20 protein-coding genes, 4 tRNA genes and 3 rRNA genes are annotated in these 23,676 nt (G+C 50.5%); 25 read left to right on the top strand and 2 right to left on the bottom strand.

The window, feature by feature from the left end; translation table 11 throughout:
• From EHSB41UT_RS17790 to EHSB41UT_RS17775, 4 genes are all read left to right on the top strand, one after another.
• A 23S ribosomal RNA gene (locus EHSB41UT_RS17790) occupies positions 1 to 109 on the top strand; the annotation flags it as partial.
• Positions 110 to 255: 146 nt separating this feature from the next.
• A 5S ribosomal RNA gene (gene rrf / locus EHSB41UT_RS17785) occupies positions 256 to 371 on the top strand.
• Positions 372 to 418: 47 nt separating this feature from the next.
• Positions 419 to 534: ribosomal RNA gene (gene rrf, locus EHSB41UT_RS17780) — 5S ribosomal RNA — on the top strand.
• A gap of 75 nt (positions 535 to 609) precedes the next feature.
• Entirely contained in the window at positions 610 to 1,302 is a 693-nt protein-coding gene (locus tag EHSB41UT_RS17775) for an SDR family oxidoreductase (protein ID WP_087112190.1), read from the top strand.
• A gap of 73 nt (positions 1,303 to 1,375) precedes the next feature.
• On the opposite strand, the gene EHSB41UT_RS17770 is transcribed toward EHSB41UT_RS17775, so the two are convergent.
• Positions 1,376 to 1,645, bottom strand: a complete 270-nt coding sequence (locus EHSB41UT_RS17770; protein WP_087112210.1) for a YihD family protein — start codon at positions 1,643 to 1,645, stop codon at positions 1,376 to 1,378.
• Positions 1,646 to 1,704: 59 nt separating this feature from the next.
• The gene (locus tag EHSB41UT_RS17765; RefSeq protein WP_165767312.1) at positions 1,705 to 2,316 is read right to left on the bottom strand and encodes a DUF924 family protein; all 612 of its coding nucleotides are present in this window, start codon (positions 2,314 to 2,316) and stop codon (positions 1,705 to 1,707) included.
• 197 nt (positions 2,317 to 2,513) lie between these two features.
• Between EHSB41UT_RS17765 and birA the strand changes: the two genes are divergently transcribed.
• The 21 genes from birA (at position 2,514) to EHSB41UT_RS17660 (ending at position 23,669) form a co-directional block, all read left to right on the top strand.
• Entirely contained in the window at positions 2,514 to 3,470 is a 957-nt protein-coding gene (gene birA / locus EHSB41UT_RS17760; RefSeq protein WP_087112188.1) for a bifunctional biotin--[acetyl-CoA-carboxylase] ligase/biotin operon repressor BirA, read from the top strand.
• A complete protein-coding gene (locus tag EHSB41UT_RS17755) occupies positions 3,467 to 4,210 on the top strand; it encodes a type III pantothenate kinase (protein WP_087112187.1) in 744 nt (247 codons plus the stop codon). Before birA ends, EHSB41UT_RS17755 begins: the two co-directional genes overlap by 4 nt.
• A gap of 5 nt (positions 4,211 to 4,215) precedes the next feature.
• Complete coding sequence (locus tag EHSB41UT_RS17750) at positions 4,216 to 4,932, top strand: SPOR domain-containing protein (RefSeq protein ID WP_087112186.1); 717 nt, start codon at positions 4,216 to 4,218, stop codon at positions 4,930 to 4,932.
• A gap of 156 nt (positions 4,933 to 5,088) precedes the next feature.
• Positions 5,089 to 5,172, top strand: a tRNA-Tyr gene (locus EHSB41UT_RS17745).
• 79 nt (positions 5,173 to 5,251) lie between these two features.
• A tRNA-Gly gene (locus tag EHSB41UT_RS17740) sits at positions 5,252 to 5,325 on the top strand.
• Positions 5,326 to 5,342: 17 nt separating this feature from the next.
• Positions 5,343 to 5,418: transfer RNA gene (locus EHSB41UT_RS17735), tRNA-Thr, on the top strand.
• 254 nt (positions 5,419 to 5,672) lie between these two features.
• Positions 5,673 to 5,748: transfer RNA gene (locus EHSB41UT_RS17730), tRNA-Trp, on the top strand.
• A 42-nt stretch (positions 5,749 to 5,790) separates the two neighbouring features.
• Positions 5,791 to 6,162 carry a preprotein translocase subunit SecE gene (secE, locus tag EHSB41UT_RS17725; RefSeq protein WP_087112185.1) on the top strand — a complete coding sequence of 124 codons (372 nt, stop codon included), beginning with the start codon at positions 5,791 to 5,793 and terminating at the stop codon, positions 6,160 to 6,162.
• Positions 6,163 to 6,171: 9 nt separating this feature from the next.
• Positions 6,172 to 6,705: a transcription termination/antitermination protein NusG gene (gene nusG, locus EHSB41UT_RS17720; protein WP_087112184.1), complete on the top strand. Its 534-nt coding sequence runs from the start codon at positions 6,172 to 6,174 to the stop codon at positions 6,703 to 6,705.
• A 173-nt stretch (positions 6,706 to 6,878) separates the two neighbouring features.
• Positions 6,879 to 7,310, top strand: a complete 432-nt coding sequence (gene rplK, locus EHSB41UT_RS17715; RefSeq protein ID WP_087112183.1) for a 50S ribosomal protein L11 — start codon at positions 6,879 to 6,881, stop codon at positions 7,308 to 7,310.
• Position 7,311: 1 nt separating this feature from the next.
• Complete coding sequence (rplA, locus tag EHSB41UT_RS17710; protein ID WP_087112182.1) at positions 7,312 to 8,007, top strand: 50S ribosomal protein L1; 696 nt, start codon at positions 7,312 to 7,314, stop codon at positions 8,005 to 8,007.
• Positions 8,008 to 8,312: 305 nt separating this feature from the next.
• Positions 8,313 to 8,843, top strand: coding sequence for a 50S ribosomal protein L10 (rplJ, locus tag EHSB41UT_RS17705; RefSeq protein ID WP_087112181.1), 531 nt, complete (start codon positions 8,313 to 8,315; stop codon positions 8,841 to 8,843).
• Between the two features lie 102 nt (positions 8,844 to 8,945).
• On the top strand, positions 8,946 to 9,320 hold the full coding sequence (gene rplL / locus EHSB41UT_RS17700; RefSeq protein WP_087112180.1) for a 50S ribosomal protein L7/L12: 375 nt from the start codon (positions 8,946 to 8,948) through the stop codon (positions 9,318 to 9,320).
• 793 nt (positions 9,321 to 10,113) lie between these two features.
• The gene (gene rpoB / locus EHSB41UT_RS17695) at positions 10,114 to 14,193 is read left to right on the top strand and encodes a DNA-directed RNA polymerase subunit beta (RefSeq protein WP_087112179.1); all 4,080 of its coding nucleotides are present in this window, start codon (positions 10,114 to 10,116) and stop codon (positions 14,191 to 14,193) included.
• 78 nt (positions 14,194 to 14,271) lie between these two features.
• A complete protein-coding gene (gene rpoC / locus EHSB41UT_RS17690) occupies positions 14,272 to 18,468 on the top strand; it encodes a DNA-directed RNA polymerase subunit beta' (RefSeq protein ID WP_087112178.1) in 4,197 nt (1,398 codons plus the stop codon).
• Between the two features lie 162 nt (positions 18,469 to 18,630).
• Positions 18,631 to 19,197 carry a hypothetical protein gene (locus tag EHSB41UT_RS17685; RefSeq protein WP_087112177.1) on the top strand — a complete coding sequence of 189 codons (567 nt, stop codon included), beginning with the start codon at positions 18,631 to 18,633 and terminating at the stop codon, positions 19,195 to 19,197.
• A 221-nt stretch (positions 19,198 to 19,418) separates the two neighbouring features.
• Positions 19,419 to 20,312: a hypothetical protein gene (locus EHSB41UT_RS17680; RefSeq protein WP_087112176.1), complete on the top strand. Its 894-nt coding sequence runs from the start codon at positions 19,419 to 19,421 to the stop codon at positions 20,310 to 20,312.
• Positions 20,313 to 20,487: 175 nt separating this feature from the next.
• Positions 20,488 to 21,348, top strand: coding sequence for a hypothetical protein (locus EHSB41UT_RS17675; protein ID WP_087112175.1), 861 nt, complete (start codon positions 20,488 to 20,490; stop codon positions 21,346 to 21,348).
• 230 nt (positions 21,349 to 21,578) lie between these two features.
• Complete coding sequence (locus EHSB41UT_RS17670; protein WP_087112174.1) at positions 21,579 to 22,058, top strand: hypothetical protein; 480 nt, start codon at positions 21,579 to 21,581, stop codon at positions 22,056 to 22,058.
• Positions 22,059 to 22,226: 168 nt separating this feature from the next.
• Positions 22,227 to 22,712: a hypothetical protein gene (locus EHSB41UT_RS17665; RefSeq protein ID WP_087112173.1), complete on the top strand. Its 486-nt coding sequence runs from the start codon at positions 22,227 to 22,229 to the stop codon at positions 22,710 to 22,712.
• A 96-nt stretch (positions 22,713 to 22,808) separates the two neighbouring features.
• Positions 22,809 to 23,669: a hypothetical protein gene (locus EHSB41UT_RS17660; protein WP_087112172.1), complete on the top strand. Its 861-nt coding sequence runs from the start codon at positions 22,809 to 22,811 to the stop codon at positions 23,667 to 23,669.
• Positions 23,670 to 23,676: the final 7 nt, after the last annotated feature.

Raw genomic sequence — 23,676 nt, 5'->3', positions numbered from 1 at the left:
ACTTGATCCCCTGAAGAGCCGTTCAAGACCAGGACGTTGATAGGCTGGGTGTGTAAGCGTTGTGAGGCGTTGAGCTAACCAGTACTAATGACTCGTGCGGCTTGACCATATAACGCCAAAGCGATCTTGCTCTTGTTAAAAGACAAGAGACAGTGAAGCAAGTAACGCGATGAACGATCGACACATACTAAGTGTCAGCAACTAGCAGACAGATTTCATAGATTGTTGTCCACAAGACAGCAATCACCGTTTTCGCCTGGCGACCAAAGAGCTTTGGAACCACCTGACTCCATCCCGAACTCAGCAGTGAAACGAAGCATCGCCGATGGTAGTGTGGGGCCTCCCCATGTGAGAGTAGGTCATCGCCAGGCACCAAATTCGAGTAATAAGCCGATTACTTATTACTCAAACAGTTTTGCTTGACGGCAAAAGAGCTTTGGAACCACCTGATTCCATCCCGAACTCAGCAGTGAAACGAGGCATCGCCGATGGTAGTGTGGGGTCTCCCCATGTGAGAGTAGGTCACCGTCAAGCTTTAAATAAGAAAAGCCCGAACACTTAGTGTTCGGGCTTTTTGCTATGTGCTGTTTTCCTCCAAAAGGTTTCTCCATGTCTACAGTGCTTATCACCGGTGCTAATCGTGGTCTTGGTCTTGAGTTCGTCCGTCAGTACGCTGAGAGCGGCTGGCAGGTAATCGCCTGTTGTCGTTCACCTGAGCAGGCTGAGAGTCTTGCAGGGCTAGCTGAGCAATACAGTGCTGTTGAACTCGAAAGGCTGGATGTTGCTAGCGAGCATGAAATCAATGCTTTGGCTGAGCGCCTGCAGGGACGTGCGATTGATCACCTTATCCTTAATGCCGGTGTTTTGGGTGAAAAGTGTGCCAATCTTGGAGAAATGACACAGGCTGGCTGGTTGGAAGTCCTCACAGTAAATACAGTTGCTCCTGCACTGTTGATACAGGCGCTGCAAGACAATGTGGCTGCAAGTGAACACAAAGTTATTGCCGGTATCTCAACCCGCGTAGCAAGCATTGACGATAACAGCTCAGGTGGTATGTACAGCTACCGTGCCTCCAAGGCTGCCCTGAACCAGATTCTTGTGAGTGCTGCGAAGAATCTGGCGGAGCAGGGTGTAAAGACAGTCGCTCTCCATCCTGGTTGGGTGCAGACAGATATGGGCGGTGAAAATGCACTCTTCACCGTTGAAGAGAGTGTTCAAGGTCTGAGAAAGGTCATCGGTGAGCTTACACTGGCAGACTCTGGCTGCTTCCGAGTCTTTGATGGTTCTTCTGTGGCCTGGTAATCAGTTAACGCTGAATGGATTAAAAAAAGCCTCACCTTATTGAAGGTGAGGCGCTAGGGTCAACAGACCCTAGTCAGAGATTGATGCCTCGTGCTTTCAATAGGGCGGTTTTAAAATCGTCTACGCAATCCTTGGCAATTCCGGGAATCATTGCATCCTTATCTTTGCCACGCATCTTGAGGTGATAAATCAGGATGTCATCCGTTAAGGTTGAGAGATCGCCTTTATGTCCGGCTTCGTCGGCCAGTACCTGAAGGAAGTCGACAAGGTTGAGATGACCATCTTTGTTCCATTCCGGTCCCAGCAATTCAAAAAGCTCGGTAATTTTATGGCAGGTGGACATATAAATAATCCGGATCATTTAATATGGCCTGATTATACGCCAAGGATTACCTGCAAAAATTACTGACCATAAGTTTTTGCCCCGTCATCAAGATACGACTGTTCTTCGAGAGTGCTTTCTCGACCCAGGACGGAATTCCTATGGGGGAAGCGCCCAAAGCGGGCAATAACATCGCGATGATCTTTGGCGTACCAGACAGAACCTCCGGCATCTTCTTTCTTATCTGCGGGAACGTCATTCTGTAATTGTGTAAAGACTTGAATGCATAGTTCCTGGTCTTCGATTTGTTCGGAGTGCATAAGAGGCATATAGGCAAACTGGCGCTCCGAGAAGCTCAGTTGTTTATCCCACTCGTTCTCGATGCACTTATGAGAAAGTGCCAAAGCATAATCATCACCGGAGAAAGCGGCGGGTGTCTTTCTATATATACTGCGGGTGAACTGATCAGTAAGGATGATGAGAGCAAGCAGGCTTTGCGGGGAGGTAGATTCCCAGTCAATAAGTTCCTTGTTCAGAGCTTTTTCAACCAGGTTGCCGAAAGACGTATGTATCGTCTCATCAATATCATTACCACCACCGAACCAAAGTTTGCCACGTGGTTCGATGGGATAGCCGTCTTTTTGTTCGCCAAACCAAAATAAGAGAACTGATTCAAACGTGTCTTCTGACATAACTTGCCCCCCAAAGACAAGGTTGCAGTAAAGTAGGCTCCATAGAAGACACGCCCCAAGCTTTGATTTCTGAGAATAAAGTCTTAAGGCCAGTGTTTTCGCGATAGGTGACCTGAAACGGCAAATTACGGCCATCGCTGTCTTCTCTGTTATCGACACTATATTATCAGTCACTCGACAGGTGTAGATGCCGCTGTATGGAAAATCTAATTCGATTGCTGGGAGACGGACGTTTCCACTCTGGTGAAGAGCTTGGCGCTGCGATGGCAATCAGCCGTGCGGCAGTATGGAAAAAGCTGAAAACACTCTCAGACTATGGTTTGGAGCTGGATGCCGTTAGAGGGAAAGGGTACCGACTTCCGTCAGGTATTGAGCTGCTTAATCGCGAGAGTATATATAAAGAGTTGCAGGGCGAGACTGCGGCACAGCTGGCTCTCGACCTGAAAATGATTACGGCTTCGACCAATGATGATGTTCGGAACATAATCGATGATAGCCGCTGGCGTGTTGCTATTGCCGAGTATCAGAGTCAGGGGCGTGGTCGTAGAGGCAGAGTCTGGCAGAGTCCTTTAGGTGCTTCTCTCTATTACTCCATGCTGTGGCGCATTGATGGTGGGCTTACCTCTCTGGATGGTTTGAGCCTGGCTGTCGGTCTTACGGTGGTAAAAACCCTGGAATCCTTAGGTGTCAGTCCACTAGGTTTGAAGTGGCCGAATGACATTCTGGCCAATGGGAAAAAACTGGCGGGAGTGTTGTTGGAAATCAGTGGCGATCCGACCGGAAGCTGTGAAGTCGTTATTGGTATTGGTATCAATCTGTCGCTCAGTCTTGATCTAAAAAATAAAATTGATCAGCCTGTAACGGATGTACACGCGCTGCTTGGACATCCGGTCAGTAAAAACAAGCTGGCAGGACGGTTAACAGAAAACCTGGTGATGATGCTGGAAACATTTGGTCAGCATGGTTTTACGCCGTTTCAAAGAGCATGGCAGGATTATGATGCTTTTGCCGGCAGCCCTGTCGTACTACATGCCGGCAATACCACCATTACCGGGCAGGCGGCAGGTATTAGTGAAAGCGGAGCCGTTCTTATCAGGAATGAGGCGGGTGTCACGGCATATTCGGGTGGTGAGATATCTCTGAGGAAATTATGAGCATTCTTGAGATAGATGCCGGCAATACGCGTTTGAAGTGGCGCGTTACCAAACAGGGAGACGTTATTGCTCGTGGTGTGGTTAATAACACCAGTCCTGAGGATATGGTTGAAGCAATAGCAGGCGAAGTTGAGTCTACAGAAGAGTGCTGGCTGGCATCGGTACGCGGCGCTGAAGTGATTGCGGCACTCTCTCTGGCAATACAAAAAAGGTTTTCTGTGAGTGTGCAGATTCCTAAACCTGAAAATGGTGTGGGAGGTCTGTTCGTCAATGAGGTTGATCCGGCCCGATTGGGGATGGATCGCTGGCTGGCTATGTTGGGGGCTCGAAAGCTCTATCCCGATCAGCCTGTTATGGTCGTGGATAGCGGAACCGCTCTGACCCTTGATGTGGTTAATGGTGCGGGAGTGTTTCAGGGTGGGCTGATCTGCCCGGGTTTAAAGACCATGCTGAAAGCTATGGCGGATTCAGCAGATCTTTTAGTAATGCCACCTGAGCCTGTATTGGAGCGAGGTCTGACGTTTGCCAGCATTCAGGCTGTTCAGAATGGTGCCCTTACCATGGCTGTTTCATTGGTCGAGCGTGAAGCGGAGCGTTTTGGTCAGAACATCAAGGTCATCCTTTGTGGCGGTGATGGGCAGCTGTTAGCAGGGAATATGGCTATACCGGTTCAGTTAGAACCTGAACTTGTATTTGAGGGGTTAAGCGTCGCATTAAAAAATGCGGAGCGTGAGGAATAACAAAAATGGTCATGCGATGGATTCTGGCGCTCCTTGTTGCCGCTAACATCGGTTACTTCGTTTACCACGGCTGGTTTGGTCCTGTTGATGCGGATGTAAAACCTGAAAAGGAGCCGGTCGCGACATCTGGTGAAAGGATTCAGCTGCTGGATGAAGCGATTGCACGTGGTAATGCTGTGCGTGCTACAAATCCGCAGCCTGGCGTAACCGAGGTGCCTGTTCGTCGTGCACAGTTATGTACTCAGATTGGCGCATTTCAGGCTCAGGAGACTGCCGGGCAGGTTCAGCAAAGGCTGATGTCGGCATCTATTGGTAGTGAAATAAAAGAAGTGAAGGTGCCAACCGCACCAGACTATTGGGTTTTTATTCCACCTTTGCCAAGCCGTGATATGGCTCTGCGGAAGTTGCGCTCACTCCAGGCGAGCAAGATTGATAGCTTCATTATTACAGAAGGTGAGCTGGCAAATGGTATATCTCTGGGGTTGTTCACCCAGCGCGCCCATGCGGACAAGCTGCTGAAGCAGCGTTTGGCTGCAGGCTATGAAGCGGAACTCAAGGAAGTTGAGCGCTTCCAGAGTGAATACTGGATAGAAGTTCGCCGAGAAGATCGTGAGCTGTTGAGTAAAGAGTTGTGGGAAGGAATCCATTCTCGGTACGGGTTTGCCGAAAAGGTGGATAATTTGTGTGACACCACTGTTGCAAGGCCGGGGGAGTTTCAATAGTATACGCCTCGCGCTGAAGAGGCAGGTGTCGCAAACGACAGATGACTTGTTCGATGGCTCGCTAAGAGTCATAACGAAATCGTCTAAACGTTTGAAAAGCTAAAAAAACTTAGCTTGACAACGAAATGCTTCGAGATAAAATAGCGGCGCAAATCAGGTGGGGTTCCCGAGCGGCCAAAGGGATCAGACTGTAAATCTGACGCGAAAGCTTCGCTGGTTCGAATCCAGCCCCCACCACCAGATTCTAAAGGCTTGAGTTATCGGCCTTGAGGGTAGCCCAGGATGAGCTAGCTCGTAATTCAGCTCATAGGGTTGTGATGCGGGTATAGTTCAATGGTAGAACCTCAGCCTTCCAAGCTGATGATGCGGGTTCGATTCCCGCTACCCGCTCCATATTCTCTGAATAAGAGGCTCTTATAGCTCAGATGGTAGAGCGCATCCTTGGTAAGGATGAGGTCACCGGTTCAATTCCGGTTAAGAGCTCCATATTTAAAGGGGTAGACAGTTGTCTACCCCTTTTCTGTATGTGATTTTTTGTTTCCGTACTTGTAACTTGGCAGGTGCTGGGATAGAAATAGCGTACAAAGAAAAAGCCGTAACTTCTGATCGTTGGTGGTGCGGTAAAACACAGTAAGGGGTGATAGCGTTCCCGTTTGAATTTGCTTTGGGATCATGTATAGTACGCGACCCGAGGCTAAGCAATTCCTGTGGGAAATAAAGCTGTTAGGCTTCAAGGCAGTAGGCTAGTAGCTCAATTGGTAGAGCACCGGTCTCCAAAACCGGGGGTTGGGGGTTCGATTCCCTCCTGGCCTGCCAGACTCCTTCCCGGACGAATTCCTGATCTGCGAGAAAATCTGGATGAGTGGTAAAACGGACGTGGAAAACGTCAGTCGCCTGGACGGCCTTAAGTGGCTGGTAGTGGCGATTCTCGTTGCCGGTGGTGCATACGGGAATTCCTATTTCGCTGGTGAGTCTATTCTCTACCGGGCAATTGCTCTGGTGGCGCTCGCTGCGGTTGCAATCTTTGTTGCTCTGCAGACTGAGAAAGGTCAGGCATTCTGGGGTTTGCTCCGTGATGCCAAGGCTGAGGTTCGCAAGGTCGTATGGCCAACGCGCCAGGAAACTGTGCAAACCACAGTTATTGTAGTGCTTGTAGTGCTGCTCATGAGCCTGGTTTTATGGGGACTGGATAGTCTGCTAGGCTGGATCGTTAGCAGCTTGATTAGATAAGGACAGAAGATGGCTAAACGTTGGTACGTCGTCCACGCCTATTCCGGATATGAGAAGCAGGTGATGCGCTCTTTGAAAGAGCGGGTGAAGCTGTATGGCATGGAAGATAAGTTTGGCGAGATTCTGGTTCCTACAGAAGAAGTTGTAGAAATCAAGAACGGGCAGAAGCGTCGTAGTGAGCGCAAGTTCTTCCCGGGTTATGTTCTGGTTCAAATGGATATGGAAGAAGATTCCTGGCATTTGATCAAAGACACCCCTCGCGTTCTTGGTTTTATTGGTGGTACTGCTGACAAGCCTCAGCCGATCACCCAAAAAGAAGCCGATATTATTCTGCAGCGTGTTCAGGAAGGTGGCGAGAAGCCGCGTCCGAAGACGTTGTTCGAGCCAGGTGAAATGGTTCGCGTAATTGACGGTCCTTTCGCAGACTTTAACGGAGTCGTGGAAGAGGTTAATTACGAAAAGAGCCGCCTTCAGGTGGCAGTAATGATCTTTGGTCGGTCTACTCCGGTGGAGCTGGAGTTCTCTCAGGTAGAGAAAGGCTGATCTCTCGACGTTAAGTCGGGCTGAAGATGGAATTTTAAGCCCCGCCTTTTGTACAGTTTAAACAACTATGCATCAGCGGGGTTTTCAACATCCGGGGTTCACTCTCCGGTTGGGGAGCCAAGGCTAAGGCGTAAGTCTTTGTTAAGGCGTTTGAACCCTCTACGAGGTATATCATGGCTAAGAAAGTCCAGGCTTACATCAAGCTGCAGGTTGCAGCTGGTAAAGCAAACCCTTCTCCGCCTGTTGGTCCAGCACTGGGTCAGCACGGTGTGAACATCATGGAATTCTGCAAAGCGTTCAATGCTGCTACTCAGAGCATGGAACCTGGCATGCCAATTCCAGTTATCATCACTGTTTACAGTGACCGTAGCTTCACCTTCATCACCAAGACTCCTCCGGCGTCTGTTCTGCTGAAGAAAGTGTGCAAGCTGCCTAAGGGCTCCAGCCGTCCAAACACTGAGAAGGTTGGTACCGTTACTCGTGAACAGCTGCTGGAAGTTGCCAAGATCAAAGAACCTGATCTGACTGCTGCTGACGAAGAAGCTGCTATCCGCACCATCGCCGGTTCTGCCCGGTCCATGGGTCTGAACGTGGAGGGTGTGTAAGATGGCAAAACTGACTAAGCGCGCCAAGCTGATCAAAGAGAAAGTAGAAGCTACTAAGGCTTACTCTTTTGAAGAAGCTGCCAAGCTGCTGGCTGAACTGTCCACCGTGAAGTTCAAAGAGTCTGTAGAAGTGGCTGTAAACCTGGGTGTTGACCCACGTAAATCCGACCAGGTTGTTCGTGGCTCCGCCATCATGCCTGCCGGTACTGGCAAAGACGTTCGCGTAGCTGTATTTACTCAGGGCGCAAACGCTGAAGCCGCAAAAGCTGCTGGTGCTGACATCGTAGGTATGGAAGATCTGGCTGAACAGGTTAAAGCTGGTCAGATGGACTTCGACGTAGTTATCGCTTCTCCAGATGCGATGCGCGTAGTTGGTATGCTGGGCCAGATCCTGGGTCCACGTGGTCTGATGCCTAACCCTAAGGTTGGCACTGTGACTCCTAACGTTGCTGAAGCTGTTAAGAATGCCAAGTCTGGTCAGGTACGTTTCCGTACTGACAAGAACGGTATCATTCACGCTGCAGTAGGCAAGGTAGACTTCGACGCGGCTTCTCTGAAGACCAACGTTGAAGCTCTGATTGCTGAGCTGAAGAAGCTGAAGCCTTCTTCTGCTAAAGGTCAGTACCTGAAGAAGATTTCTCTGTCTTCTACCATGGGTCCTGGTCTGACTATCGACGCTTCTACTCTGGACATCTAAGAGTAGGAATCGATAGACGATTTCGTGATTGCGAAGTGGGTTTAACGATCTATCTTCGCAATTGCAAACCATCTTTGGGGTCCTCTCATTCGAGGACTGTCAAAGATCGCAGGTGTAGACAGCTCTTTTCGGTTAGTTCCGATGTTGTAGAGATTGAAAACTTAATTTCCTGCGTAGACGGTGAATCGATTGTGTGAACAATTGGCCCTTCACCGTATTAAGTGTCACTGAGCTTTGTGCCATTCTTTGTAAGCAATGTGCCCCTCAGTGAGTGAAAGCACTTTACCAAACTGGAGTAAAGCCCCATGGCGTTAGGTCTCGAAGACAAAAAAGCGATTGTCGCTGGTGTCAATGAGGCTGCACAAAGCGCTCTGTCGGCTGTAATCGCGGACTACCGCGGCCTGACTGTTGACCAGATGACTGCACTGCGTAGCGAAGCTCGCAAAAACGGTGTTTATCTGAAGGTCGTTCGTAACACTCTGGCCCGTCGCGCTGTTGAAGGTACTGAATTCGAGTGCCTGCAAGAAGCGCTGGTAGGACCTACTATCCTGGCATTCTCCCAGGTTGACCCAGGCGCTGCTGCCCGTGTCATCAAGGATTTCGCCAAGGAAAATAACGCCCTGGAAGTGAAGGCACTGGCCGTAGGCGGCAAACTGCTCGGAGCCGAGCAGATTGACGTACTGGCTAAGATGCCGACCCTGGATCAGGCGCGTGCGATGCTGATGAGCGTAATGATCGCACCTGTGACCAAGCTGGCACGTACTTTGAACGAAGTACCAGCAAAGATCACTCGTGTAATTGCAGCTGTTGCAGACGAGAAGAAGAACGCCGCTTAATTCTGTTCTTACAGATTTTTGTTGGTCTCTTGCTCGTTACTAACTTTTTTCGCTCTCATTTGAGAGCACAGGTTTTACCCTGAAAGATTTTTGGAGAAGAAAATGTCTCTGACTAAAGAAGATATCCTGAACGCTATCGCTGAAATGAGCGTAATGGACGTTGTTGCTCTGGTTGAAGCAATGGAAGAGAAGTTCGGCGTTTCCGCTGCTGCAGCTGTTGCTGTTGCTGCTGCTCCTGCTGAAGCTGGTGCTGCTGCTGAAGAACAGACTGAGTTCGACGTAGTTCTGACTTCCGGTGGCGACAAGAAAGTTAACGTTATCAAGGTTGTTCGTGCAGCTACCGGTCTGGGCCTGAAAGAAGCCAAGGCAATGGTAGACGGCGCTCCTGCTACCGTTAAAGAAGGCATCGCTAAGGCGGACGCTGAAGCTCTGAAGAAAGAGCTGGAAGAAGCTGGCGCAGCTGTAGAAATCAAGTAATTTCTGCGCAACGCACTAACGGCTCATTGAGCGTATTTCGTTAAAATGAGTCGAATGGCTGGTGCCTACGGGCACCGGCCTTTTTCCGTTCTGCGGTTTGGTAATATTTACGGTGAAAAAGTTGTTTGCCGTAGCTATTTTTCGTAAAAGCACCGTTGGCTGTTATGTGAAACGAAGCGAGCAGGTATATGCTCATGGCGGTTCACTTATTTGCAAGTGCTGGTTTTCGGGATAAGATTTTTCTGAAAACAGATGCACTTCTTCTCAGTCTTGTTAAAATGTGGGGTTATCCCCGTTTGACAGGCTTTGATGCAAGAAGCGGTACGCGCGATGCCGTGTAACGGGAAAAATCCTTCGTTCGCGAAGGTGACTGGTCTGTCCAGGCAGTCTAGTTTGAAAGCAAATGTGCTCTGGTCAACTTGGTTTGGCGGTTTATGATCCACAGGAAGGTGGGTTTGCGGGGGTAGGCACTCGGCTTGCGGCATTTATTGCGAGTGAGTTTAAACAGAATTTGATGACTTCATGTTCAACGGGGTTACCGTGGGGCAGAGGTCTTTTTCTGCGTTAAAAAGCCTAAAAATTTCCGCATTGATGTCTTTCTGTAGGCTCTGGCTTACAAAGCATAATAGCCGGACAAACCAAGTTAACCGGAGCACCGGTCGTAAGCAGTAGGGGGAAACTCCGGGCTGGCTTATGAAAAAGGAAAAGAGAGGCTACCCGCCCTCAAGACAAAGGTCGTGGCCTATGCAGGCTTGCACGACAGATCCGCAGGTGACCTAGCTGGGGAACGCTGATGGCTTACTCGTACACAGAGAAAAAACGTATCCGTAAGGATTTCGGCAAATTGCCGCAAGTCATGGATGTGCCCTATTTGCTGGCAATCCAGCTGGATTCTTATCGGAAGCTTCTGCAGACCGATACGAATCCGGAGGGGCGTAACGATATCGGATTGCACGCGGCTTTCAAGTCCGTATTTCCGATTGTCAGCTATTCCGGCAATGCTGCGCTGGAATATGTCGGATACCGTCTGGGTAATCCGGCGTTTGACGTTAAAGAGTGTCAACTGCGTGGTGTAACCTACGCCGTACCTCTGCGCGTTAAAGTCCGTCTAATCATTTATGATAAGGACAGCGCCAACAAGGCAATCAAAGACATCAAGGAACAGGAAGTCTACATGGGCGAAATTCCGCTCATGACTGACAACGGTACTTTCGTAGTGAATGGTACCGAGCGGGTTATCGTATCCCAGCTGCACCGTTCTCCTGGTGTGTTCTTTGACCACGACCGTGGTAAGACTCACTCTTCCGGTAAGCTGTTGTACTCCGCGCGTATTATTCCTTACCGTGGTTCCTGGCTGGACTTCGAGTTCGATCCTAAGGATCAGCTCTTTGTTCGTATCGACCGTCGTCGTAAGTTGCCTGCAACTATTCTGCTGCGTGCTCTGGGCTACAGCAGTGAAGAAATTCTGAACCTGTTCTTCGACAGTAACGAATACAAGATCGGCAGCAACGGAATCACCTTCGATCTGGTTCCTGAGCGTCTGCGTGGTGAAGCTGCGAGCTTCGATATCCACGATGCCGACGGCAACGTTATTGTAGAGCAGGGACGTCGTGTGACTGCGCGTCACATCCGTCAGCTTGAAAAAGCCAACATCAGCACTCTGGAAGCACCGCCTGAATACATTCTGGGCAAAGTGCTGGCCAAGCCTGTTATTCACTCTGCAACCGGCGAAATCCTGGTTGAGTGTAATACCGAGCTGACCATGGAAATCTACGAGAAGCTGCTGGCTGCCGGTGTTAAGTCTGTTGAGGTGATCTACACCAACGAGCTGGACTGCGGTGACTATGTTTCCCAGACCCTGCGTACTGACAGCACCACCAACGCCATGGAAGCACTGGTAGAAATCTACCGCATGATGCGTCCTGGTGAGCCGCCAACCAAGGAAGCTGCCGAGCAGTTGTTCCAGAACCTGTTCTTCACCGCCGAGCGTTACGATCTGTCCGCTGTTGGCCGCATGAAGTTCAACCGTCGTCTGGGCCGCGATTCCGACACCGGTTCCGGCATTCTGGACAACGACGACATCGTACAGGTTATGCGTACCCTGGTATCCATCCGTAACGGCCAAGGCGTTTGCGATGATATCGATCACCTGGGTAACCGTCGCGTACGTTCTGTCGGTGAAATGGCAGAGAACCAGTTCCGTGTAGGTCTGGTACGTGTTGAGCGTGCAGTTAAAGAACGTCTGTCCATGGCGGAATCAGAAGGCCTGATGCCTCAGGATCTGATCAACGCCAAGCCTGTTGCAGCGGCCATCAAGGAATTCTTCGGTTCCAGCCAGCTGTCCCAGTTTATGGACCAGAACAACCCGCTGTCCGAGGTTACTCACAAGCGTCGTGTTTCCGCGTTGGGCCCAGGTGGTCTGACCCGTGAGCGTGCCGGCTTTGAGGTTCGTGACGTACACCCAACCCATTACGGTCGTGTATGTCCAATCGAGACCCCTGAAGGTCCGAACATCGGTCTGATCAACTCCCTGGCTACCTATGCGCGTACCAACGCCTACGGTTTCCTTGAGTCCCCATACCGTAAAGTTGTTGATGGCAAGGTAACTGACGATATCGATTACCTGTCCGCGATCGAAGAGGGCGAATTCGTAATCGCTCAGGCTTCCGCGACCATGAACGATAAAGGCGAACTGACCGAAGATCTGGTTAACGTTCGTCACCGCAACGAGGTAACTCTGACTCCTCCGGAAAATGTTCAGTACATGGACGTTTCCCCTCGTCAGGTTGTATCCGTTGCTGCGTCCCTGATTCCATTCCTGGAACACGATGACGCGAACCGTGCATTGATGGGTTCCAACATGCAGCGTCAGGCTGTACCTACCCTGCGTGCTGACAAGCCGCTGGTTGGTACCGGCATGGAGCGCAACGTTGCCCGTGACTCCGGTGTGTGTGTGGTTGCCAAGCGTGGCGGTACCATCGAATCCGTAGACGCCAGCCGTATCGTTATCCGTGTAGCGGATGATGAGGTACAGCCAGGTGAAGCGGGTGTTGATCTGTACAACATGACCAAGTACACCCGTTCTAACCAGAACACCTGCATCAACCAGCGTCCGCTGGTAAAAGCTGGTGACTCGGTTTCCCGTGGTGACATCCTGGCCGACGGTCCATCCGTAGATATGGGTGAGCTGGCTCTGGGTCAGAACATGCGCATCGCGTTCATGCCTTGGAACGGTTACAACTTCGAGGACTCCATGCTTGTTTCCGAGCGTGTGGTTCAGGAAGACCGCTTTACCACTATCCACATTCAGGAACTGACCTGTGTGGCTCGTGATACCAAGCTTGGACCTGAAGAAATTACTGCTGATATCCCGAACGTGGGTGAGTCTGCGCTGAACAAGCTGGACGAAGCCGGTATCGTTTACGTGGGTGCAGAAGTTGAAGCCGGCGATATTCTGGTTGGTAAGGTAACGCCGAAGGGCGAAACCCAGCTGACTCCGGAAGAAAAACTGCTGCGTGCGATCTTCGGTGAAAAAGCCTCTGACGTGAAGGACACCTCTCTGCGTGTGCCTACTTCCGTTAAAGGTACCGTTATCGACGTGCAGGTGTTCACCCGTGATGGCGTGGACAAAGACAGCCGTGCTCAGCAAATCGAGAAGGCCCAGCTGGATGAAATCCGCAAGGACCTGAACGAAGAGTTCCGTATCGTGGAAGGCGATACCTTTGCCCGTCTGGCGACTGCGCTGGAAGGTCAACTGGTTGACCGTGGTCCTGGCCTGAAGAAAGGCGATGCGATCACCCGCGAGTTCCTGAACTCTCTGGAACATGAACAGTGGTTCAAGCTGGTTATGTCCGAAGAAGAGCTGAACACTCAGCTGGAAGCTGCGCACAACCAGCTGAAAGAGCTGCGTGCACAGCTGGACGAGCGTTTCGAGGACAAGAAGAAGAAGCTTCAGACTGGTGACGATATGGCACCGGGCGTCCTCAAGATTGTTAAGGTTTACCTGGCAATCAAGCGTCGCATCCAGCCAGGTGACAAGATGGCCGGTCGTCACGGTAACAAGGGTGTTATCTCCATCATCATGCCTGTCGAAGACATGCCGCACGATGAGTTCGGTAACCCGGTTGATATCGTACTGAACCCTCTGGGTGTACCGTCCCGTATGAACGTTGGTCAGGTTCTGGAAATCCACCTGGGTGCTGCGGCACGCGGTCTGGGTCACAAGATCAACGAAATGATCGAATCCCAACAGGCAATTGCGAAAATTCGCAAGTTCCTGGAAGAGATCTACAACGTGGTTGGCGCTGGTCAGACCAAAGAAGACATCGCATCGTTCTCTGATGCTGAAGTCATGGAGCTGGCTCGCAACCTGCGCGGTGGTGTACCGATGGCAACACCGGTATTCGACGGCGCGAAAGAAGCTGAAATCAAGGAACTGCTGCGTCTGGCAGACCTGGATGACAGTGGCCAGGTATCTCTGTACGACGGCCGTACCGGTGACCGCTTCGAGCGTCCGGTTTCTGTCGGCTACATGTACATGCTGAAGCTGAACCACCTGGTAGACGACAAGATGCACGCGCGTTCTACCGGTTCTTACTCCCTGGTAACCCAGCAGCCTCTGGGCGGTAAGGCTCAGTTTGGTGGCCAGAGATTTGGTGAGATGGAAGTGTGGGCACTGGAAGCATACGGTGCTGCTTACACACTGCAGGAAATGCTGACCGTGAAGTCCGATGACGTGGCCGGCCGTACCAAGATGTACAAGAACATCGTGGATGGCGACCAGCGGATGGAACCAGGCATGCCTGAATCCTTCAACGTACTGGTGAAGGAAATCCGCTCTCTGGGTATCGACATTGAGCTGGAGACTGAATAAGGGCTTGCCCCTATTTCAGAACCCAAGGGTTAATGATTCGGCGGGTGTAATGCCCGCCGGCTTCTGCGAGGAGAAGCGATGAAAGATTTACTTAATCTGCTGAAATCCCAGGGACAGACGGAAGAATTTGATTCTATTCGCATCTCCCTGGCCAGCCCGGAAATGGTCCGGTCCTGGTCTTACGGCGAAGTTAAAAAGCCGGAAACAATCAACTACCGTACGTTCAAGCCTGAGCGTGAAGGTCTGTTCTGTGCCAAGATTTTTGGCCCGGTAAAAGACTATGAGTGTCTGTGTGGCAAGTACAAGCGCCTCAAGCACCGTGGTGTTATCTGTGAAAAGTGTGGCGTAGAAGTTGCTCTGGCCAAAGTGCGTCGTGAGCGCATGGGTCACATCGAGCTGGCCGCACCGGTTGCACACATCTGGTTCCTGAAGTCCCTGCCGTCCCGTATCGGTCTGCTGCTGGACATGACCCTGCGTGATATCGAACGTGTTCTGTACTTTGAATCATACGTTGTTATCGATCCGGGTATGACCACGCTGGAAAAAGGTCAGCTGCTGAACGACGAAGAGTACTATGAGTCTCTGGAAGAGTTTGGTGATGACTTCGACGCGCGCATGGGTGCTGAAGCTGTTCAGCAGCTGCTGGGTGATATCGACCTGAAGGAAGAGATCGACCAGCTGCGTGAAGAGATTCCTTCTACCAGCTCCGAAACCAAGATCAAGAAGCTGACCAAGCGCGTTAAGCTGCTGGAAGCCTTCTACAACTCCGGCAACAAGCCAGAGTGGATGATCATGAACGTTCTGCCGGTTCTGCCGCCAGATCTGCGTCCACTGGTACCTCTGGATGGCGGTCGTTTCGCGACTTCCGACCTGAACGATCTGTACCGTCGCGTGATCAACCGTAACAACCGTCTGAAGCGTCTGCTTGAGCTGAACGCTCCTGATATCATCGTACGTAACGAAAAGCGTATGCTGCAGGAGTCTGTTGACGCCCTGCTGGATAACGGTCGTCGTGGTCGTGCGATCACCGGTTCCAACAAGCGTCCTCTGAAATCCCTGGCCGATATGATCAAGGGTAAGCAGGGTCGTTTCCGTCAGAACCTGCTGGGTAAGCGTGTTGACTACTCCGGTCGTTCCGTAATCACCGTAGGTCCTACCCTGCGTCTGCACCAGTGTGGTCTTCCTAAGAAGATGGCTCTGGAACTGTTCAAGCCGTTCATCTTCGGCAAGCTGGAGACCCGTGGTCTGGCGACCACCATCAAAGCTGCCAAGAAGATGGTTGAGCGCGAAGAAGCTGTCGTTTGGGATATCCTGGACGAAGTGATCCGCGAACACCCGGTTATGCTGAACCGTGCACCAACCCTGCACCGTCTCGGTATCCAGGCGTTTGAACCTGTCCTGATCGAAGGTAAGGCAATCCAGCTGCATCCGCTGGTTTGTGCGGCGTACAACGCTGACTTTGACGGTGACCAGATGGCTGTTCACGTTCCGCTGACTCTGGAAGCTCAGCTGGAAGCCCGTGCCCTGATGATGTCCACCAACAACATCCTGGCGCCTGCTAACGGTGAACCAATTATCGTACCTTCCCAGGACGTTGTACTGGGTCTGTACTACATGACCCGTGACCGCATCAACGCCAAGGGCGAAGGTGCTGCGTTCAAGGATACCAGCGAAGCTCTGCGTGCTTACCGCACCGGCGCCGCCGACCTGCACGCCAAGGTTAAGGTTCGTGTTACCGAATGGATGAAGAACGAAGAAGGCGAGCTCGAGCCTCGTACCTTCCTGGCAGACACCACCGTTGGTCGTGTACTGCTGTGGGAAATCGTTCCTAAAGGTCTGCCTTTCACCATGGTCAACCAGGCCATGAAGAAGAAGGCGATCTCCGGTCTGTTGAACTCTGCCTACCGTAACGTAGGTCTGAAAGAGACCGTTATCTTCGCTGACCAACTGATGTACACCGGTTTCAGCTACGCTGCGATCTCCGGTGCATCTATCGGTGTTAACGACTTCGTTATCCCACCGCAGAAGAAGCAGATCATCGACGAAGCGTACAACGAAGTGCGTGAAATCGAGCGCCAGTTTGGCCAGGGTCTGGTTACTGCCGGCGAAAAATACAACAAGGTTATCGACATCTGGTCCCGTGCCAACGAGGTACTGGCCAAGAAGATGATGGAAAACCTGAAGGTGGACAAGGTCATTGACCGTGACGGCAATGAAGTTGACCAGGAATCCTTCAACAGCGTTTACATGATGGCCGACTCCGGTGCGCGGGGTTCCGCAGCACAGATTCGTCAGCTGGCCGGTATGCGTGGTCTGATGGCCAAGCCAGATGGCTCCATCATCGAGACGCCAATTACCGCGAACTTCCGTGAAGGTCTGAACGTACTTCAGTACTTTAACTCCACTCACGGTGCTCGTAAGGGTCTTGCGGATACCGCACTGAAGACCGCTAACTCCGGTTACCTGACTCGTCGTCTCGTTGACGTGGCACAGGATCTGGTTGTTACCGAACACGACTGTGGCACTTCCCACGGCCTGCTGATGACTCCGGTTATCGAAGGTGGTGAGGTTGTACAGGATTTGGGTGAACGTATTCTGGGTCGTGTTGTGGCCGAGACTGTTTACGTACCAGGTTCTGACGAGATCGCAGTTGAAGCCGGCGTCCTGATCGACGAAGCATGGGTTAAGCGTCTGGAAGAACTGAACGTCGACGAAATGATGGTTCGTTCTTCTATCTCCTGTGAAACCCGCCACGGTGTGTGTTCCAAGTGTTACGGTCGTGACCTGGGTCGCGGTCACCTGGTTAACCCGGGTGAAGCTGTTGGTGTTATCGCTGCTCAGTCTATCGGTGAGCCGGGTACCCAGCTGACCATGCGTACGTTCCACATCGGTGGTGCTGCATCCCGTGCCGCTGCTCAGGACAACATTACGCTGAAGAGCAAGGGTTCCATCCGTCTGAGCAACATCAAGACTGTTGAGCGTAAGGACGGCAACCTGGTTGCTGTATCCCGTTCCGGTCAGCTGGCTCTGGCTGATGAATTCGGTCGTGAGCGTGAGCGTTACAAGCTGCCATACGGTGCGGTTCTGTCTGTTAAGGACGGTTCCGAGGTGGAAGCGGGTGCCGTGGTTGCCAAGTGGGATCCACACACTCACCCAATCGTTTCTGAAATCGCTGGTAAGGTTCGCTTTATCGGTATGGAAGAAGGCATCACCATCAAGCGTCAGACCGACGAAATCACCGGTCTGTCCAGCATCGAGGTTATCGATCCTAAGGATCGTCCAGCTGCTGGTAAGGACATCCGTCCTGCGGTTGAACTGGTTGACGAAAACGGTAACGAACTGCTGCTGCCAGGTTCCAACAACCCGGCTCAGTACCTGCTGCCTGCGAACGCGATCGTTGGTCTGAAAGACGGAGAAAGCATCGAGATCGGTCAGGTTATCGCCCGTATGCCTCAGCAGTCTTCCGGTAACCGAGACATCACCGGTGGTCTGCCACGAGTGGCTGACCTGTTTGAAGCCCGTAAGCCGAAAGAAGCGTCGATCCTGGCGGAAATCTCCGGTGTGGTGTCCTTCGGTAAGGAAACCAAGGGTAAGAAGCGTCTGGTGATTACTCCAACCGACGGTTCTGATCCTTACGAAGAGCTGATTCCTAAGTGGCGCCAGCTGAACGTGTTTGAAGGTGAAAACGTTGTTAAGGGTGAGGTTATCTCCGATGGCCCATCCAACCCGCACGACATTCTGCGTCTGCTGGGTGTGACTGCACTGGCGAACTACATCGTTAAAGAGATTCAGGAAGTTTACTTGCTGCAGGGCGTTAAGATTAACGACAAGCACATTGAAACTATCCTGCGTCAGATGCTGCGTAAGGTTGAAGTGACCGATTCCGGTGACTCCACCCTGATCCGTGGTGAACAGGTTGAGTACGTACGCGTACTGGAAGTGAACGACGAGATGAATGCATCTGATCGTTTCCCTGCCAAGTACGAGCGTATCCTGCTGGGTATCACCAAGGCGTCTCTGGCAACAGAATCCTTCATCTCCGCGGCTTCCTTCCAGGAAACCACCCGCGTACTGACCGAGGCAGCGGTAACCGGCAAGTCCGATCCACTGCGTGGTCTGAAGGAGAACGTTGTTGTAGGTCGACTGATCCCGGCTGGTACCGGTCTGTCCTACCACGAGTCTCGTCGCAAGCGTGACGCTGAACAGACTCTGACTATCTCTGCTTCTGATGTAGAAGCAGCGCTGTCTGAAGCTCTGAGCCAGGATGGCTTCTAAGTTCTGACTTAGAAGTTATTTCGCAAAAAGCCGGTAAGGAAACTTACCGGCTTTTTTTATGTTTGGTATTTATCGACCCTCTAACGAGGGTGTTGTATCAGAAAACTTGCCGACTCTGTTTGTGTCCATAAACGAGGATATAAACAATGAAGGTAAGTTGTTATGGAAGCGTTAAGGAATCCTGAGCGTTGGCATGGTGAAGGGAAGGGGAGCGATGAAAGCACGGCTCAAAGCGCTCGTGCTGCTGAGAATCAAACCTATCGAAGAGTCAATGTACAAGAAACTGCGGGGCTTCGTTTGCCCTCAGAATCGGGCATAAGGCTCGCTCAGGAATTGGCGGGTGCCGATATTGCGCCGAAGCCAAAAGAGTTAAGCAAATTCAAAATAGCATCTATATTCTACTCTCACTGCTTAATGTCCGTAGGCAGGCTAAAGAGAAATTGGTTGCGTCCGGCATTTGCAGCTCCATTTATTTTCTATCTAGCTCGTGCCTGTTATCGCGGGATGGCAAACCATCTTATAGGTGCTGGCTTGCCGGCCAGTATTGCCGGTGGAGTGAGTGGGGTATGCCTTGGCGTCATTTGTGTCAGCCTATGTGCTCCAAAGATCTGGGGAGTTATTGAAGGCGCTCAGGATAAGGTAGACAAGTATAAAAACAGCCAACGCCAAATAGAGGAATCCCTTGCTGCGGAGCGTGAGCAGCAGATCGAATCTGGGGATCGTCATTAGTTATACCCTGTGCAAAATCTGGTTCCCCTGCTCTGCGTGGGAATCTACAGCCAGAACATTAAAGTCTCGACTCATTTGGCATTACAGCCGATAAGAAAACTTATCGGCTTATTTTATGGTTAGATTTTCTGACTTTGCAGTCACCCCGAATCTCATTAACTCAGCAAAGCCACGGTCAAACGTGTCTTATCAGGAATAACACTGACACAGGACGCATCGTGATGATTGATCTAGGTAATGGGGCGTTAAGGCAAAGAGTGCCACGTTGGGGATGTATTCCATTTGAAGAAGGGCTCCATAATTCTACCAGGCACTGGCGGCCAGCGGATGAGCAGGCCACAGAAGGTCTACGTTTGTCATCGCTTGAAGCGATGTTTTTTGCGCAGGATTTGGCTGACAGGGATATAGATCCAAAAAAACTGGGGCACTATAAGGTGGCTCAGGTGTTTTGTCGTGCTGTTTGTAATGAATTATTGAAGCCTATGGCTTGGGGAGTCTTTGTGGTCGCGTGGGTGGGTTGGCCAATTGCATTGTTTGGGGCGTTGGTTTGGTGGGATTGGGATGACACATGGCGCGAGAGAAAAGCCGAGCTAACAAACGTCGGGCTAACAAAAAAAGTCGGGCTAACAATTTATGGTGGGGTGATTGGGTTGGTAGTCGGGGAATCCTGTTTATCCTGTGTATGCGTTAAACTTTCAAAAGCTATCAATAGAATCAAAGAGGCTGTGAATATTGCCAGGGGAAGGCAAAATGCTCAGGTACAGCTGGAGGCGTGTCTGCAAGCCGAAGAGGAGCAGCAGCTTATTGATGGGGTTGATGACGATCTGCCAAGAGAGCTGGAATGCCCGGGTAAAATGCATATCTTGTCAGACCCGGTCTATATCACTCACCATTCTGAATTGTACTCCAGTGGTTTTGTGTGGACGGGGATTGCTAAAGCAGTCAATCATCCCATCATGACAGATGAACAGTTAACAAATAAATCTGTGATTCCCTTCAGAAGGTTATCCAAGAAGCGAAAACAGCACCTTGCAGAGATAAAGCAGGCTAGCCAGGAGTGGAGAGCCAGAACGAGTCAACCGGGTTCTACCATACCTTTTCACGCTGCGGGTTAACGCTGCTCACTTTGTAGAAAAATGGACATCACTGAGATAGGCCGATCAGGAAACTGATCGGCCTATTTTATGGTTATATTTTCTGACTTTGCAGTCACCCCGAATCTCATTAACTCAGCAAAGTAACGGTCGCGCTTGTCTCATCAGGAATAACTCTGACATACGGAGAATCGTGATGGTTGATCGGGGGAATGAGGCGACGGGGCAAAGAATGCTAAGTTGGGGATATATTCCATTTGAAGAAGGGCTTCACGGTTCTAACGCTAAGCATTGGCGACCAGCGAATGAGAAGGCCACTGAAAGTTTACGGCTATCATCGCCCGAGGCGATGGCATTTGCACAGGATTTGGCTTATGGGGAAGTGAAGGTTGAGAGAAGAAAGCTGAATTGCTGCAAAGTCGTCCATGTTTTTTGTCGTACTCTCTGTACAGGAGTGAAGGATTTCTTTGTTGAAGCGGTGGCGGACAGAATACTGCTTTTACCGGGCCTAACGGCAATGGCTCAATATGTATATCAGCACTGGGATGAGTTGGAGCCGTCTGGTAAATATTTGTTCATCACCTGGTGCGGACTTTGCGGGGGGGCAGTGATTTTAGAGAGAGTGTGGTTTATTGCTCCAAGGCTAATCAACAGAATCAAAGAGGCAGTAAATACAGTCAGAGAAAGACAAGCTCATCAGACGCGTTTTGAGGCGTGTATGCACGCTGAAGAGAAGCAGCAACTGATTGACGGAGTGGATGACAACATACCAGGCAACTTGGTATGTCCGGTAAAAATGCATCTATTGTCAGATCCTGTCTATATCACTCACCATTCAGAATTGTACTCCAGTGGCTTTGTGTGGAATGGGATTGCTGGCACGATTAATCATCCAACCGTACCGAGCCGTCCATTAACGAAAGGTTGTGTGATACCCGATAGAAAGCTGTCCAGGAAACAAAAGAAACACCTCGTGAAGGTAAGGAGAGCTTGCGAGGAGTGGCGGTCTAGATTGAGCTATCCAGATTCATGTAAGCATTATCAGGCAACGGGTTAATAGAGCTCTATTTGAAGGATAATCAATAGCCATATTAAACCTGTCAGTTAAACATGATTGTTTCCAAAAAAACGCTTCGGACTTGAATTCTGTACATAAACAAAGACCAGATGGGTAACCGTCTGGTCTTTGTTTATGTACAGAGGCTCGATAGAGCAGGAACTTTAGTTAACTCGGCCACTCCACCACTTGTTGTTCAGTAAACTAAGTGTGAGTAGAGGATAATTAATATGATGCAGGTGGCAGAGCGTGCTCGCAATGAGCAGCAGATTTCAGACGGTTCAAATAGTGGAATTTCCAAGCGTCAGGGACAGGCTTTTACTGGTGAACGAACTGTCACCCAAGTAGACCAGCCAGTGGATAACAATGTAAATGGTGTTGCTGATACCCCAGAACACAAGGAAGGAGGTCTTTTTTCCAGAGCGGTCAATACATGCAAACCTTTGATAGGGGCTGGGGTGGCGTGGGCTGTGGTGATGGGTGCGGCCATTTTTTTTATCGAGGGTATTAAGCATGCTAATGCTCATGGAAGAGTGGGTGATGCTTTTAAAGTTATAGCAAAAGATCCAAGCGTAGTAGTGACGGCGCCTCTGTTCGTTACGGTTGTGGGTTTGGCAGCGCTCTTCTCATTAGGGCTTTTCTGTCACTGCGTAGAGTACGCACAACACCGTGCTGAGCAGGCTGCAATGGAGCGGCAGCGTCAGAATTAATGATGAGGCAGTATCAAGCTTGAGTTATGACCATAAACAAAGACCAAGTGGGTAACCGTCTGGTCTTTGTTTATGTGCAGGATGCCCGATAGAGCAGGAACTTTAGTTAACCCAGCCACTCCATTAGTTGTCGCTCAATAAACTAAGTGTGAATAGAGGGTAATTAATATGATGAAGGTGGCAGAGCGTGCTCGCAGTGAGCAGCGGATTTCAGACAGTTCAAATAGTGGAATTTCTAAGCGTCAGGGGCAGGCTTTGACTGGTGAACGAACTGTCGCGCAAGTAGACCAGCCAGAGAATCACAATCGGGGTGGTATTTTTGGTCCCTCAACCCCGGATGACGGAGCTATTTTAGAAAGGGCGGTTAAGTCCTGCCAACCTTGGGCTCTGTGTACATTTGCTCTTTGGCTGCCGTTTGGTCTGGCGGTGGCTGCGGGTAGTTTTTACGCACTTAGTAACATTGCTCCAGACGCTAATGGTGATGTGGGAGAGGTTTTCTCAGTTATGGCAAAAAATCCAGCCTTTGCGGTAACGTCTTATGTGTGTTTTCTGGTGGCTATGGCAGCGTTCGTCCCATGCCTGTTTTGCTGTCAGTTGTCAGTGTATATGCAAAGGCGTGCTGAGCAGGCTGAAATGGAGCGCCGAACTCTGTGAGGCGCGGTGCAAGGGCGATGAATCTAAATAGCCGGTAAGGAAACTTGCCGGCTTTTTTATAAGTTTTCAAAGGAATTGAAGGTTGTGGAGGGAAGTATGCGCCTGGAAGGAGTATCTACAGATGTAAATAAAGGGAGCTTATCCTGCGATTGTGCTGAAGCAGTAATCAATGTGTTCGGCCTTAATGTTAAAGGGGTGCGCTTGTCGTCGGCTGAAGCGATGAAGGTTGCGAAAAAAATGCGAAAGCAAAAGACGATATTGGGTGCTGGGCTTAGCTACAAAAAGATCGCTATGCGTTTTTCAGTAAGAAAATTACTGCTCGGTTTGGGGAACGCAGTTGTAAACAATAAAGTGGGTGTGAGTATTTTTTTGTTAATAGGCTCTTGTGCGTTAGCCCGTATCATTGCGCAGCCTGACGGTGGGGCAAGCGGTGCTCAAAAAGAGGATGCAGAGAAGGTTTATTGGGACTGTACAGTTGCGATATTAACAAATTTCATAGGTTTGATTGGATATATGGTTACGCCTGCTCTGAATACGGCGTACTCTTGGTTTAGGGTGGTGAACGCTGAGGACAACTTCAAACGTCAGGCTGGCAAGCAGCGATTGACTGATAAAGATGATGGTCTTCCGGAAGAGCTGGTATGCCCGGCCATGATGCATAAATTATCGGACCCTGTTTTTTTAAAAGACTCTCATGGGCTCCACTCCAGCGGATTTGTCTGGGAGTCAATTCTGAACGGTTCCAAGTACCCGTATCGGTATGTGATCAGAGCAGACGATGTTATCACTGGGGAAAATCTTAAGCCGTGGCAGAGATTAAAGATTCTCGCTGCAAGAAAGGCTTACCGGGAGTGGTGTTCGAGAGGGGTTGTAGATATGCGCCTGTTAAAAATAATAAAAGGGAGCAGTAAGGAAAAGCCGACCGGGGAACAGATCGGCTCATTAATTACCAGCTGAGTTCAAG

Origin of the sequence: Parendozoicomonas haliclonae, assembly GCF_900174585.1 — a bacterium.
Classification (GTDB): Bacteria; Pseudomonadota; Gammaproteobacteria; order Pseudomonadales; family Endozoicomonadaceae; genus Sansalvadorimonas; species Sansalvadorimonas haliclonae.
This window is presented reverse-complemented; position numbering and strand designations above follow the sequence as displayed.